The 13,236-nt window shown below is 52.8% G+C and carries 14 protein-coding genes and 1 tRNA gene; all 15 read right to left on the bottom strand.

The genetic code is table 11. The features are described 5' to 3' along the window. Position 1 precedes the first annotated feature (1 nt). The 15 genes from GM298_RS20215 to odhB all read right to left on the bottom strand — a co-directional run bounded on the left by GM298_RS20215 (position 2) and on the right by odhB (position 13,229). Positions 2 to 77: transfer RNA gene (locus tag GM298_RS20215), tRNA-Lys, on the bottom strand. Between the two features lie 161 nt (positions 78 to 238). Beyond that, positions 239 to 1,030: a cell division protein CpoB gene (gene cpoB, locus GM298_RS20210; RefSeq protein WP_025757212.1), complete on the bottom strand. Its 792-nt coding sequence runs from the start codon at positions 1,028 to 1,030 to the stop codon at positions 239 to 241. A 9-nt stretch (positions 1,031 to 1,039) separates the two neighbouring features. After that, positions 1,040 to 1,561 (bottom strand): peptidoglycan-associated lipoprotein Pal, encoded by a 522-nt coding sequence (pal, locus tag GM298_RS20205; RefSeq protein ID WP_003858578.1) that lies wholly within the window; start codon positions 1,559 to 1,561, stop codon positions 1,040 to 1,042. 35 nt (positions 1,562 to 1,596) lie between these two features. Next, a complete protein-coding gene (gene tolB, locus GM298_RS20200; RefSeq protein WP_025757211.1) occupies positions 1,597 to 2,889 on the bottom strand; it encodes a Tol-Pal system beta propeller repeat protein TolB in 1,293 nt (430 codons plus the stop codon). Positions 2,890 to 2,998: 109 nt separating this feature from the next. Further along, entirely contained in the window at positions 2,999 to 4,279 is a 1,281-nt protein-coding gene (tolA, locus tag GM298_RS20195) for a cell envelope integrity protein TolA (RefSeq protein ID WP_126801399.1), read from the bottom strand. 28 nt (positions 4,280 to 4,307) lie between these two features. Beyond that, positions 4,308 to 4,736 (bottom strand): colicin uptake protein TolR, encoded by a 429-nt coding sequence (gene tolR / locus GM298_RS20190; RefSeq protein WP_003858589.1) that lies wholly within the window; start codon positions 4,734 to 4,736, stop codon positions 4,308 to 4,310. Between the two features lie 3 nt (positions 4,737 to 4,739). Then, a complete protein-coding gene (tolQ, locus tag GM298_RS20185; protein WP_008501101.1) occupies positions 4,740 to 5,432 on the bottom strand; it encodes a Tol-Pal system protein TolQ in 693 nt (230 codons plus the stop codon). Next, positions 5,429 to 5,833 (bottom strand): tol-pal system-associated acyl-CoA thioesterase, encoded by a 405-nt coding sequence (gene ybgC / locus GM298_RS20180; protein WP_003858593.1) that lies wholly within the window; start codon positions 5,831 to 5,833, stop codon positions 5,429 to 5,431. Before ybgC ends, tolQ begins: the two co-directional genes overlap by 4 nt. A gap of 148 nt (positions 5,834 to 5,981) precedes the next feature. After that, on the bottom strand, positions 5,982 to 6,272 hold the full coding sequence (gene ybgE / locus GM298_RS20175; RefSeq protein ID WP_014831116.1) for a cyd operon protein YbgE: 291 nt from the start codon (positions 6,270 to 6,272) through the stop codon (positions 5,982 to 5,984). After that, a complete protein-coding gene (gene cydX, locus GM298_RS20170) occupies positions 6,272 to 6,385 on the bottom strand; it encodes a cytochrome bd-I oxidase subunit CydX (RefSeq protein WP_003858598.1) in 114 nt (37 codons plus the stop codon). The genes ybgE and cydX overlap by 1 nt, the downstream gene beginning before the upstream one ends. 14 nt (positions 6,386 to 6,399) lie before the next feature. Beyond that, positions 6,400 to 7,539, bottom strand: a complete 1,140-nt coding sequence (gene cydB, locus GM298_RS20165; protein ID WP_059386061.1) for a cytochrome d ubiquinol oxidase subunit II — start codon at positions 7,537 to 7,539, stop codon at positions 6,400 to 6,402. 15 nt (positions 7,540 to 7,554) lie between these two features. Beyond that, positions 7,555 to 9,123, bottom strand: coding sequence for a cytochrome ubiquinol oxidase subunit I (cydA, locus tag GM298_RS20160; protein WP_025757209.1), 1,569 nt, complete (start codon positions 9,121 to 9,123; stop codon positions 7,555 to 7,557). Positions 9,124 to 9,855: 732 nt separating this feature from the next. Next, entirely contained in the window at positions 9,856 to 10,725 is an 870-nt protein-coding gene (gene sucD, locus GM298_RS20155) for a succinate--CoA ligase subunit alpha (RefSeq protein WP_008501094.1), read from the bottom strand. After that, on the bottom strand, positions 10,725 to 11,891 hold the full coding sequence (gene sucC, locus GM298_RS20150; RefSeq protein ID WP_006809579.1) for an ADP-forming succinate--CoA ligase subunit beta: 1,167 nt from the start codon (positions 11,889 to 11,891) through the stop codon (positions 10,725 to 10,727). The genes sucD and sucC overlap by 1 nt, the downstream gene beginning before the upstream one ends. Positions 11,892 to 12,008: 117 nt before the next feature. Continuing rightward, positions 12,009 to 13,229, bottom strand: a complete 1,221-nt coding sequence (odhB, locus tag GM298_RS20145; protein WP_047958039.1) for a 2-oxoglutarate dehydrogenase complex dihydrolipoyllysine-residue succinyltransferase — start codon at positions 13,227 to 13,229, stop codon at positions 12,009 to 12,011. Positions 13,230 to 13,236: the final 7 nt, after the last annotated feature.

The following is a 13,236-nucleotide window of genomic DNA, read 5'->3' as shown; positions in this document are numbered from 1 at the left end:
GTGGTGGGTCGTGCAGGATTCGAACCTGCGACCAATTGATTAAAAGTCAACTGCTCTACCAACTGAGCTAACGACCCACTTTTACGCTGTTTTCACGTTGTTTGATATCCCGTGGCAACGGCGGCATATATTACTGATTTAAGAATTCAGCGCAACAAAAATTTCGATGAAGATCACTTAACTGCTTAGTAATCATGCGGCACGACCAGAAATAACGCGATTTCTGGTCATGCGGTAATCATCCCATCGAATTCAGACGTTTTTGCGCCTGCTTAGCACCTTCGGTGCCCGGGAATTTTGCAACCACCTGCTGGTAAACCGCTTTGGCCTTCGCAGTGTCGCCTTTGTCCTGCATGATTACGCCCACTTTGTACATCGCATCAGGCGCTTTTGGCGATTTCGGATAGTTTTTCACCACTGAGGCAAAATAAAACGCCGCATCGTCCTTTTTACCCTTGTTGTAATTCAACTGACCAAGCCAGTAATTCGCATTCGGCTGATAAGTGGAATCAGGGTATTTCTTAACGAAGTTCTGAAACGCAACAAGCGCGTCATCCTGACGAGATTGATCCTGCACCAGGGCAATGGCCGCGTTGTAATCGGTATTCGCATCACCGCTCTGTACAGGCGCGCCTGTTGAAGCAGATGCATCCGCTGCCGGCGCAGAGGTTGCCGCCCCGCTCTGATCGCCCGCGGCTGGCTGTGCTTGCGCTGCACCACCGCTGCTCAGGCTATCTATTTGCAACAAGATTTGCTTCTGACGTTCCACAACCTGGTTAAGCTGATACTGGCTTTCCTGAATCTGTCCGCGAAGAGAGTCAATATCGTTTTGGTTATCGGAAAGTTGTTGCTGGAGTTGGGTTAAAAGCTGGCTGTGAGCGTTTGAAATACGCTCGAGTTGAGTGACCCGGTCTTCTACCGAGCCTGAGCCGACACTACTGATTGGTGCCTGAGCAAAAGCGGCCCAGGGGGCCGCTATTCCAACCAGTAACGACAGACTCAACAGTTGATGTCTGAAGTTACTGCTCATGCAATTCTCTTAGTAAACCAGTACGGCACGACGGTTTTTGGAGTAAGCCGCTTCGTCGTGACCCAGTACTGCAGGTTTTTCTTTACCGTAAGAAACGATGGAGATCTGGTCAGCAGAAACGCCTTTACCCTGCAGGTACATTTTAACAGCGTTAGCACGACGTTCACCCAGGGAGATGTTGTACTCTGGAGTACCACGTTCGTCCGCGTGACCTTCTACGGTGACTTTGTAAGATGGGTTGCTACGCAGGAAGTTAGCGTGAGCATCCAGCATCGCAGCGAAGTCAGAACGGATGTCGTATTTATCCAGATCGAAGTAAACGATGTTGTTCTGCTGCAGCTGCTGCATCTGAAGACGCGCTTGCTCTTCAGAAGACATGTTGCCATTGCCGTTCGCGTCCATACCGGTGCCGGCACCCATCATGCCTTCGCCGCTCTGGTCATTGCTGGCGTTCTTGTTAGAAGAACACGCTGCGATTGCCATTACAGGCAGAGCGATCATCAGCCCCTTCAGCACTTTGTTCAGTTGCATTTCTATGATTCCTTTAGTAATCAATTAATTATTATTTACAGATACGGCGACCAGGCAGGTGATTTTACCTGTCCATCAGTTGCCGGAATACGCGCTTTGAAACGCCCATCTGTAGAAACCAGATTCAGCACAGATCCCATCCCCTGAGAAGAGCTGTAGATTACCATAGTGCCGTTAGGTGCCAGACTTGGCGTTTCATCCAGGAACGTTGACGACAGAACTTGCACGCCACCCGCTACCAGATCTTGTTTGGCAATGTGTTGCTGCCCACCGTTGGAGCTTACCATTACCATAAATTTACCGTCGCTGCTCACGTCTGAGTTCTGGTTCTGAGAACCTTCCCAGGTAATACGCTGCGGAGCACCGCCGTTGATGTTTACTTTGTAGATTTGTGGACGGCCAGCCTGGTCAGAGGTAAACGCCAGGTTTTGACTGTCCGGGAACCATGAAGGTTCAGTGTTGTTGCTGCGACCGTCGGTTACCTGACGGATCTGGCCAGAGCCAATGTCCATTACGTACAGGTTCAGGCTACCGGTTTTAGACAGCGCAAACGCCAGTTTAGACCCGTCCGGAGAGAACGACGGCGCACCGTTGTGGCGAGGGAACGACGCCACCTGACGAACTGCACCGTTAGCCAGCGTCTGGATAACCAGCGCAGAACGGCCGCTTTCGAAGGTGACATAGGCCAGTTTAGAGCCGTCCGGAGACCAGGCTGGAGACATCAGAGGCTGGGAAGAACGCTTCACCAGGAACTGGTTGTAACCATCGTAGTCAGATACGCGCAGCTCATACGGGAACTGACCACCGTTGGTCTGTACCACGTAAGCAATACGGGTACGGAACGCACCTTTAATGCCGGTCAGTTTTTCGAATACCGCATCGCTGGCTGCGTGTGCCGCATAGCGCAGGTACTGTTTAGTGACCTTGTAAGAGTTCTGTGCCAGAACGGTACCTGGTGCACCGCCGGTATCCACCAGCTGCCAGGCCACATTGTAAGAGCCGTCCGGGTTAGGGGTAACCTGCCCCACAACTACGGCATCAATTCCGAGTGCAGACCATGCCGCAGGCTGAACTTCCTGCGCGCTACCCGGCTGCTGAGGCAGACGAGAACGATCTAACGGGTTGAATTTACCGCTGTTACGCAGGTCAGCCGCCACGATGCCACCGGCATCTTCAGGTGCAGCGCCAGAACCGGCCCACTGGAACGGAACAACACCGATTGGGCGTGCCGAGTCGTTCCAGTCTGTAATGTCAATGCTGACTGTTGCATGTACTGTTGCAGTCAACAGTACTAAAAAACCAAACGCTAATCGTAATGCCTGCTTCATCATATCTCCCTTATCCGAACAATTCGCCCTGGATAATTTAGCAGAAGGTTAACAAACTCATTTACACAAAACTATCAGAACTCGCCAACATAAACCGCTGCCATTTTGCTCATGGCTTAAAGTTCAGCGAGGCATCTTTGAATACCTCATACACAGCCTGGCTCGGTGGTTTAGGCAATTTTGCCTGGTTAACCGCAACAAGCGCAGCCTGGCACAATGCTTCATCTCCACCTTCTGACTCAACGCTCAGCACCATACCATCAGTAGCCAGTTTAATATGCAGTCTGCACGTTTTCCCGGTATACAATGATTTATCGTTAAGCCTGCTGGCTATAGCCGCAGCAATCTGGTTCTTATAGTCATTGATTTCAGCGCCAGAAGCACCGTTGTTCTTAGTGTTACCACTTCCCGCAGGAGCAGCATTACTTCCTTTCGCCCCACCGCCCGTTTTCGGCGCATTCTTACCGGAGCTCAAATCGCCCAGCAGATCGTCAACCCCTGCGGCAGCAGCGGCTTTTTCAGCGGCGGCAGCCTTTTTAGCAGCCGCTTTTTCAGCTGCTGCTTTCTTATCGGCAGCGGCCTTCTCAGCTGCAGCTTTTTTGTCAGCAGCGGCTTTTTCTGCCGCGGCTTTCTCTGCAGCAGCCGCTTTCTTCGCAGCCTCGGCAGCAGCTTTCTTCTCTGCTTCCTGAGCGGCTTTCTTCGCGGCTTCTGCTTCAGCTTTCTTCTGAGCATCAGCAGCGGCTTTTTTCGCAGCTTCGGCTTCAGCCTTCTTCTGAGCATCGGCAGCGGCTTTCTTCGCGGCTTCGGCTTCAGCTTTCTTCTGGGCATCAGCAGCGGCTTTCTTCGCGGCTTCCGCTTCGGCTTTCTTCTGGGCGTCGGCAGCAGCTTTCTTCGCCGCTTCTGCCGCTAATTTCGCCTGGGCATCAGCCTGTGCTTTTGCATCCGCTGCGGCTTTCGCTGCCGCCTCTTCCGCCTGCTTTTGCTGTTCCTGGGCTTTCTTCGCGGCCTCTTCAGCTTGCTTCTGCTGCTGTGCCTGCTCTTTCGCCGCTTCCTGGGCCTGCAAACGTTCTTTTTCAAGCTGCTTCAGACGCTCCTGCTCAGCGGCCTGCTTTTCACGCAGTTCTTCCGCTTGCTGTTGCGCCTGTTTTTCACGCTGCTCTTCAGCTCGTTTTGCACTCGCCTGCTGCTGTTGCTGACGGTTATAGTTCTGCACGACCGCACCGGGATCCACCATTACGGCGTCAATGGAAGAACCGCCACCGCCGCCTGATGCATCAATATGCTCGTCGAACGAACTCCAGATCAGCCCTGCAAAGAGAATCACATGCAGCACTGCGGAGACGATTATCGCTCGCTTAAGCTTGTCGTTCTGTTCGGTTGCCTTTGACACTATCGGTTCCCAAAAACTACGCGGATGATCAAATAGGCTGAGTCATTAAGCCAACTGACTTAACACCCGCACTATGTAGCAAGTTCAGCGCTTTAATAATTTCATCGTAGGGTACGTCTTTCGCGCCACCGATTAAGAAGACCGTTTTCGGATTTGACTCCAGGCGACGCTGCGCTTCAGCAATGACCTGTTCAGGTGGAAGCTGATCCATACGATCTTTTTCAACCACGACGCTATATTGCCCTACGCCGGAAACCTCAATGATAACCGGAGGATCGTCATTGGTGCTTACCGCCTGTGATTCTGTCGCATCCGGCAGATCCACTTCCACGCTCTGGGTAATGATTGGCGCTGTCGCCATGAAGATCAGCAGCAGTACCAACAGAACGTCCAGCAGTGGAACGATATTGATTTCGGACTTGAGCTCGCGACGACCTCGTCCACGCGATCTGGCCATGGTTTACCCCTTGTTGCTCTCGGTGCTGGTAAACGCCTGACGGTGCAGAATCGCAGTGAACTCTTCCATAAAGTTGTCGTAGTTCAATTCCAGTTTGTTCACGCGCTGGTTCAGACGGTTGTAAGCCATAACCGCCGGGATTGCCGCAAACAGACCGATAGCGGTCGCAATCAGTGCTTCTGCAATACCCGGGGCAACCATCTGCAGCGTCGCCTGCTTCACCGCGCCCAGCGCGATAAAGGCGTGCATGATGCCCCACACCGTACCAAACAGGCCGATATACGGGCTGATGGAACCGACAGTACCGAGGAAAGGAATGTGGGTTTCAAGATTTTCCAGCTCTCGGTTCATCGAGATACGCATGGCACGCGAGGCCCCTTCCACAACCGCTTCCGGCGCATGATTATTTGCGCGGTGAAGACGGGCGAACTCTTTGAAGCCGCTATAAAAAATTTGCTCGGAGCCGGTCAGGTTTTCACGGCGTCCCTGGCTTTCCTGATACAGACGAGAAAGCTCAATGCCCGACCAGAACTTATCTTCAAACGCTTCTGCTTCACGGCCAGCAGCATTGAGGATACGCGTTCTCTGGATGATGATGGCCCAGGATGCGATTGAAAAACCAATCAAAATCAACATGATAAGTTTAACCAGAAGGCTTGCCTTCAGGAACAAATCAAGGATATTCATGTCAGTCACTGCTTAAACTCCGCGACAATAGACTTAGGAAGCGCACGAGGCTTCATTATGGTTGGATCAACACAAACAATCAGTACTTCAGCTGAGTTCAGTACGGTGTTCTCTGCGTTGACTATCCGCTGCGTGAAAACCAGTGAGGTCCCGCGCATTGATGTAATTTCAGTTTGGACTTCGAGCATATCGTCGAGTCTGGCAGGCGCAAAATACTCAAGCGTCATCTTGCGTACCACGAAGGCAACTCGCTCAGCCAACAGCACCTGTTGACTAAAGTGATGATGGCGCAGCATCTCTGTGCGTGCCCGTTCATAAAAAGCAACGTAGCTGGCGTGGTAAACCACACCACCGGCATCGGTATCTTCGTAATAGACACGAACCGGCCATCGAAACAGCGTTGTATTCACTTTACATCCCAGTAATGCAACAAAAGTTAGAGCTTTTAAACTTCGCTACTATACGCGCGGGAAAGATGGTTTGGAATGGGAGAAAGTAAACGGAGAGTAAATTTTTATGGGCTCGGGTAAGCCCATAACGTTAACGGACATTTCTTATTCAGAAGAAGAAGAAAATCAAACCTGCGAGAAGCACCAGATCGGCAATGAGGGGGCAAAAAATCCCCTGCCAGTGAATGGCTTTCGGGCGAAAGCCCACGCCGTGGATCACACCTGCGCACACCGCCCACATAATGAGGAAGCCATGCCAGATTTCCAGCTCGCTGGTTTTCGCTGCAAAGCGCGAAGGGTCCCAGAAGATACAACCTGCCAGCAGTAATGCCATCACTAAAGAAAGCGCCCGTAACGGGCGCTTATCCATTACCGCGTAAAGTGTCGCGATAATATTCATCAGTGTTTTTCTTCACCTGCTTTGGTCGCTTCAACGTGCTCAAGCGCCAGGGCAGTGATGACACCAAAAGCACAGGCAAGAAGCGTCCCTAAAATCCATGCGAAGTACCACATATTCAGCTCCTTACTTAGTACATAGAGTGGGTGTTGCTTTCGATATGCTCTTTAGTAATACGTCCGAACATTTTCCAGTAACACCAGATGGTGTAGGCCAGAACAATCGGAACGAACACGCAAGCAACATAGGTCATCAGGTTCAGCGTCATATGGCTGGAGGTTGCATCCCACATGGTCAGGCTAGCATTCAGCATGGTGCTGGATGGCATGACGAATGGGAACATGGCGATACCCGCAGTCAGGATGATGCACGCCAGCGTCAGTGAAGAGAACACGAACGCCAGGGCGCCTTTCTCCAGGCGAGACGTCAGCACGGTCAGCAGCGGCAGCAACACACCCAGTGCAGGGACAACCCACAGAACAGGCGTATTGTTGAAGTTCACCAGCCATGCACCTGCCTGACGCGCGACTTCTTTAGTCAGCGGGTTAGACGGCGCTGCGTGGTTGATAGCGGACGTGACCACGTAGCCATCAATGCCGTACACCACCCACACACCGGCCAGCGCGAAGCAGACCAGCGTAACCAGCGCGGCAACCTGAGCCGTCGCGCGAGAACGCAGGTGCAGTTCACCCACGGTACGCATCTGCAGGTAGGTTGCGCCCTGCGTGATGATCATCGCCACGCTCACGATACCTGCCAGCAGACCAAACGGATTCAGCAGCTGGAAGAAGTTACCGGTGTAGTAAAGACGCATGTACTCGTCCATGTGGAACGGTACGCCCTGCAGCAGGTTACCAAAGGCCACGCCAATCACCAGCGGCGGAACGAAGCTACCGATAAAGATGCCCCAGTCCCACAGGTTGCGCCAGCGGGTATCTTCAATCTTGGAACGGTAGTCGAAACCGACCGGACGGAAGAATAAAGAGGCCAGCACCAGAATCATCGCCACATAGAAACCGGAGAACGCAGCCGCGTAGACCATCGGCCAGGCAGCGAACAGCGCGCCGCCAGCGGTGATCAGCCACACCTGGTTACCGTCCCAGTGCGGGGCGATGGAGTTGATCATGATTCGACGCTCGGTGTCATTACGACCGAGGAAACGGGTGAGCATCCCCACCCCCATGTCGAAACCATCCGTGACGGCAAAACCGATCAGCAGAACGCCGACCAACAGCCACCAGATAAAACGTAATACTTCATAATCGATCATTTGATGACTCCTGTCTTAGCGTGCCGGCTGAGTAGTCGCAGTGGACTGCTCGTAGTGATAGCGACCGGTTTTCAGGCTGCTCGGGCCAAGGCGCGCGAACTTGAACATCAGGAACAGTTCAGCCACCAGGAACAGGGTGTACAGACCACAAATCAGCAGCATGGAGAAGATCAGGTCGCCCGCTGTCAGGGAAGAGTTCGCCACTGCCGTTGGCAGTACCTCACCAATCGCCCATGGCTGACGGCCATACTCCGCAACAAACCAGCCAGATTCAATCGCGATCCACGGCAGTGGAATACCGTACAGCGCGGTACGCAGCAGCCATTTTTTCTCGCCGATGCGATTACGAATCACAGACCAGAAGGACGCCGCAATGATCAGCAGCATGATGACGCCGCAGCCCACCATGATACGGAACGCAAAGTACAGCGGTGCAACACGCGGAATGGAGTCTTTGGTTGCCATCTGGATCTGCGCTTCCGTCGCATCAGAAACATTCGGGGTATAACGTTTCAGGAGCAGACCGTAACCGAGATCTTTCTTCACGGTATTGAACTGGTCACGAACAGCCTGGTCTGTCGAGCCGGCACGCAGCTGTTCCAGCAGCGAGTAGGCTTTCATACCGTTACGGATACGCTCTTCATGCTGAACCATCAGCTCTTTCAGACCCGTCACCTGCTTATCAACAGAACGGGTTGCGATGATACCCAGCGCGTAAGGGATCTGAATCGCGAAGCGGTTTTCCTGCGCATCCTGATCGGGGATACCGAACAGCGTAAAGGCAGCAGGTGCCGGTTGCGTTTCCCATTCGGCTTCAATTGCGGCCAGTTTGGTTTTCTGCACGTCACCCATTTCGTAACCGGATTCATCACCCAGAACGATAACAGAGAGGATGGCAGCCATACCGAAGCTTGCAGCGATAGCAAAGGAGCGCTTGGCAAAGGCGAAGTCACGACCACGCAGCATGTAATAAGAGCTGATGCCCAGCACAAACATCGCGCCGCACACATAGCCGGAAGCCACGGTGTGGACGAATTTAACCTGTGCTACCGGGTTCAGGACCAGCTCGGCAAAGCTGACCATCTCCATACGCATGGTTTCGAAGTTGAAATCAGACGCGATAGGGTTCTGCATCCAGCCGTTCGCGACCAGGATCCACAGCGCGGACAGGTTCGAACCTAATGCCACCAGCCAGGTCACCGCCATATGCTGGACTTTACCCAGACGGTCCCAACCGAAGAAGAACAGACCTACAAAGGTGGATTCGAGGAAGAAGGCCATCAGACCTTCAATGGCCAGCGGCGCACCGAAAATATCCCCTACATAGTGAGAATAGTAAGACCAGTTAGTCCCGAACTGGAACTCCATGGTCAGACCGGTTGCCACGCCCAGCGCAAAGTTGATACCAAACAACTTGCCCCAGAACTTGGTCATATCTTTATAAATCTGTTTGCCGGAGAGAACGTATACCGTTTCCATGATGGCCAGCAGGAACGCCATACCAAGCGTCAGTGGCACAAACAGGAAGTGGTACATCGCGGTCAAGGCAAACTGTAAGCGCGACAGTTCGACTATATCTAACATCATGACTCCTTGCTCATCGCATGAAGACTCCGAGAGTGAACCCCGTCAGAACGAGACCCACACGCATGCCCCAATACAAATTATTCGCATCCTTGTCGTCGTTATTACCCTGAGGGAGGATAAAAACGATGACGTGAGGTTACGAATACGTTAATAAAAAACTCAAATTGATCCCGTAAATATAATACGCTGCAAAACCCTTACAATAAACAGGTTTTTATTGAATCATATTTACGTTTTTCGACGGCGATCAATTTATAGCAAAATTACCACTTTTCGGCCATTTTGATCGGGAACAATTTAGCGCTTTTCGGCGCCTTTTTCCAAGGATTAAACATTGATTTAAATCAAAAACAATTCTATGTGTTAATTGTGTTTTGATGTGGTGAACATGGTAAAAACCATGTTAAAGATATGTATATGAAATACAATTAAGGTTATCGAATCAACGGATGAATATAAACAGAAGTGATTTTTATTAACTTAGTAATGCTTAATGACTGATTTATTCAGGACATAAATTTTAGTACGTTTTTTGTTTTTTTCCATCTGCTCTCCTAAGGCAAATAAATAACAATTATTTTACTTTTGCATCCTCTCTAATTAACACCCAGTTGTGACTATTGCATGACGCCCGGCAGGCAATAAAAAAGGCCGCTTTACAGCGGCCAACCATGTCGAAACGGACATTTTTTATACTGCAACGCCCCCCTTCCGGGGAGCAGAGAGGACTTACTTAATGATGGATTTCAGTGCTTCGCCGATATCCGCCAGGCTGCGAACGGTTTTCACGCCTGCGGCTTCCAGCGCGGCAAATTTCTCATCAGCCGTACCTTTACCACCGGCGATGATTGCGCCTGCGTGACCCATACGTTTACCTTTCGGTGCAGTCACGCCCGCGATGTAACCGACAACAGGCTTGGTCACGTGTTCTTTGATGTAAGCAGCCGCTTCTTCTTCCGCGCTACCACCGATCTCACCGATCATGACGATCGCTTCGGTCTGTGGATCTTCCTGGAACAGCTTCAGGATGTCGATGAAGTTAGAGCCCGGGATTGGGTCACCGCCGATGCCCACACAGGTGGACTGGCCGAAGCCGTAATCGGTCGTCTGCTTAACCGCTTCATAGGTCAGGGTACCGGAACGGGAAACGATCCCCACTTTGCCCGGCTTATGAATGTGGCCCGGCATGATGCCGATTTTGCATTCGCCCGGGGTGATAACGCCTGGGCAGTTCGGGCCGATCATGCGCACGCCCGCTTCGTCCAGCTTCACTTTCACGGTCAGCATATCCAGCGTCGGGATGCCTTCAGTGATGGTGATAATAAGCTTAATGCCTGCATCGATGGCTTCCAGAATAGAGTCTTTGCAGAACGGAGCCGGAACGTAGATCACGGTCGCGGTAGCGCCCGTCGCTTCTACAGCTTCACGCACGGTGTTGAACACCGGCAGACCCAGGTGCGTGGTACCGCCTTTACCTGGCGTTACGCCGCCAACCATCTGCGTACCGTAGGCAATCGCCTGTTCGGAGTGGAAAGTCCCCTGGCTACCGGTGAAGCCCTGGCAGATAACCTTGGTATCTTTATTAATTAAAACTGACATTATTTCCCCTCCACTGCGGCAACAACCTGCTGAGCTGCATCCGTCAGACTTTTCGCTGCAATAATATTCAGGCCGCTGTCAGCCAGTTTTTTCGCGCCGAGTTCAGCGTTGTTACCTTCCAGACGTACAACAACCGGAACGTTAACACCCACTTCTTCTACCGCACCGATGATACCGTCAGCGATCAGGTCGCAACGTACGATGCCGCCGAAGATGTTAACCAGAACGGCCTTCACATTGTCGTCGGAGAGAATGATTTTGAACGCTTCGGTTACGCGCTCTTTGGTTGCGCCACCGCCTACGTCGAGGAAGTTTGCTGGCTCACCGCCGTGCAGCTTAACGATGTCCATGGTGCCCATTGCCAGGCCCGCACCGTTAACCATGCAGCCGATGTTGCCATCCAGCGCCACGTAGTTCAGCTCCCACTGTGCAGCCTGCGCTTCACGTGGATCTTCCTGAGACTGGTCGCGCATTTCACGCAGGTCCGGCTGGCGGAACAGAGCGTTACCGTCAGCGCCAAGTTTGCCGTCGAGGCAGATCAGATCGCCCTGAGTGGTGATCACCAGCGGGTTGATCTCGATCAGCGCCAGGTCACGCTCCAGGAAGATCGTCGCCAGGCCCATGAAGATCTTGGTGAACTGCTGAACCAGTTTACCTTCCAGGCCCAGTTTAAACGCCAGCTCACGACCCTGGTAAGGCATTGGACCTGCCAGCGGATCGATAGCCACTTTGTGGATCAGGTGTGGGGTCTCTTCCGCCACTTTTTCGATTTCCACGCCGCCTTCAGTAGACGCCATGAACACCACGCGACGGGAGCTACGGTCAACCACCGCGCCCAGGTACAGCTCTTTCGCGATATCAGTCGCCGCTTCAACCAGGATCTGGTTAACCGGCTGGCCGTTCGCATCTGTCTGGTAGGTCACCAGACGCTTGCCGAGCCAATGTTCAGCAAACGCACGAATCTCTTCTTTGCTCTTAACAACCTTCACACCGCCCGCTTTACCACGGCCACCAGCGTGAACCTGACACTTAACTACCCACGGGCCGGAACCGATTTTAGATGCGGCTTCTTCTGCTTCACGCGGGGTAGTACAGGCATAACCCACCGGAGCCGGTAAGCCATACCGGGCAAACAGCTGTTTGGCCTGATATTCATGTAAGTTCATGTGTTCTATCCATCCTTCAGGGTAATCGTTATCTTCAAACCTGTAGACCGGCGCGATCTGTGTGCCGGATGGCGCTACGCTTATCCGGCCTACAGGGCAGGTGATGCTAAATGGTTACTAGACGTCCAGCAGCAGACGCGTTGGATCTTCCAGCAGCTCTTTAATGGCGACCAGGAAGCCCACGGATTCGCGGCCGTCGATCAGGCGGTGGTCGTAAGAGAGCGCCAGGTACATCATTGGCAGGATCTCCACTTTACCGTCTACCGCCATAGGACGATCTTTAATGGCATGCATACCCAGGATCGCGCTCTGCGGCGGGTTGATGATTGGGGTAGACATCAGTGAACCGAATACACCGCCGTTGGTAATGGTGAAGTTACCGCCGGTCAGGTCTTCTACGGTCAGCTTGCCGTCGCGGCCTTTCACAGCCAGCTCTTTGATATTTTTCTCAATGTCAGCCATACCCAGGGTATCAACATCACGCAGGACCGGGGTCACCAGGCCACGCGGGGTCGAAACCGCCATGCTGACGTCGAAGTAGTTGTGGTAAACCACGTCATCGCCATCGATGGACGCGTTCACTTCCGGGTAGCGTTTCAGCGCTTCAACCACCGCTTTCACGTAGAAGGACATAAAGCCCAGACGGATACCGTGACGTTTTTCGAAGGCGTCACCGTACTGCTTACGCAGGTCCATGATTGGCTTCATGTTCACTTCGTTGAAGGTGGTCAGCATCGCCGTGGAATTTTTCGCTTCCAGCAGACGCTCAGCCACACGCTTACGCAGGCGAGTCATAGGGACACGTTTTTCGCTGCGCGCGCCCAGAGCAGGCTGGGCTGCAGGGGCTGCCGCTGGCGCTTTCGCTTCTGCCTGAGCAGGCGCTTTCGCCAGGTGTTTGTCGATGTCTTCGCGGGTCAGACGACCGCCCACACCGGTACCTTTAATGGCTGCCGGGTCAAGGCTGTGTTCAGCCAGCAGGCGACGGATCGCCGGGCTGAGCGCGTCGTTAGACTGTTCTTCCAGAGAAGCCTGCTGGCGCTGAGCCGGTGTAGAGGCTTTCTCTTCAGATTTCGCGCTGGACTCTTTGCCCGCGCTGTTGCCTTCACGCAGGCGACCCAGGATCTGACGAGAGGTGACGGTGGTACCTTCATCTTCCAGCACTGCGTCCAGAACGCCATCCGCCGAAGCCGGTACTTCCAGTACCACTTTGTCAGTTTCGATTTCTACCAGCACTTCATCACGCTTAACGGCATCGCCTGGTTTTTTGTGCCAGGTAGCGACGGTCGCATCTGCTACAGATTCAGGCAGGTCGGGAACAAGAATATCTACGCTACTCATTATGTAT

Origin of the sequence: Enterobacter sp. HSTU-ASh6, from assembly GCF_026319105.1 — a bacterium.
GTDB classification, from domain to species: domain Bacteria; phylum Pseudomonadota; class Gammaproteobacteria; order Enterobacterales; family Enterobacteriaceae; genus Enterobacter; species Enterobacter sichuanensis.
The sequence above is the reverse complement of the archived record's forward strand: the minus strand, read 5'-3'. Positions and strand labels throughout refer to the sequence as shown.

Excerpts from the sequence above, each read along its gene's own strand:
- cpoB (WP_025757212.1), bottom strand. The coding sequence starts at position 1,030 with ATGAGCAGTAACTTCAGACATCAACTGTTGAGTCTGTCGTTACTGGTT.
- pal (WP_003858578.1), bottom strand. The coding sequence starts at position 1,561 with ATGCAACTGAACAAAGTGCTGAAGGGGCTGATGATCGCTCTGCCTGTA.
- tolB (WP_025757211.1), bottom strand. The coding sequence starts at position 2,889 with ATGAAGCAGGCATTACGATTAGCGTTTGGTTTTTTAGTACTGTTGACT.
- tolR (WP_003858589.1), bottom strand. The coding sequence starts at position 4,736 with ATGGCCAGATCGCGTGGACGAGGTCGTCGCGAGCTCAAGTCCGAAATC.
- ybgE (WP_014831116.1), bottom strand. The coding sequence starts at position 6,272 with ATGAATATTATCGCGACACTTTACGCGGTAATGGATAAGCGCCCGTTA.
- cydX (WP_003858598.1), bottom strand. The coding sequence starts at position 6,385 with ATGTGGTACTTCGCATGGATTTTAGGGACGCTTCTTGCCTGTGCTTTT.
- cydB (WP_059386061.1), bottom strand. The coding sequence starts at position 7,539 with ATGATCGATTATGAAGTATTACGTTTTATCTGGTGGCTGTTGGTCGGC.
- cydA (WP_025757209.1), bottom strand. The coding sequence starts at position 9,123 with ATGTTAGATATAGTCGAACTGTCGCGCTTACAGTTTGCCTTGACCGCG.
- sucD (WP_008501094.1), bottom strand. The coding sequence starts at position 10,725 with ATGTCAGTTTTAATTAATAAAGATACCAAGGTTATCTGCCAGGGCTTC.
- sucC (WP_006809579.1), bottom strand. The coding sequence starts at position 11,891 with ATGAACTTACATGAATATCAGGCCAAACAGCTGTTTGCCCGGTATGGC.
- odhB (WP_047958039.1), bottom strand. The coding sequence starts at position 13,229 with ATGAGTAGCGTAGATATTCTTGTTCCCGACCTGCCTGAATCTGTAGCA.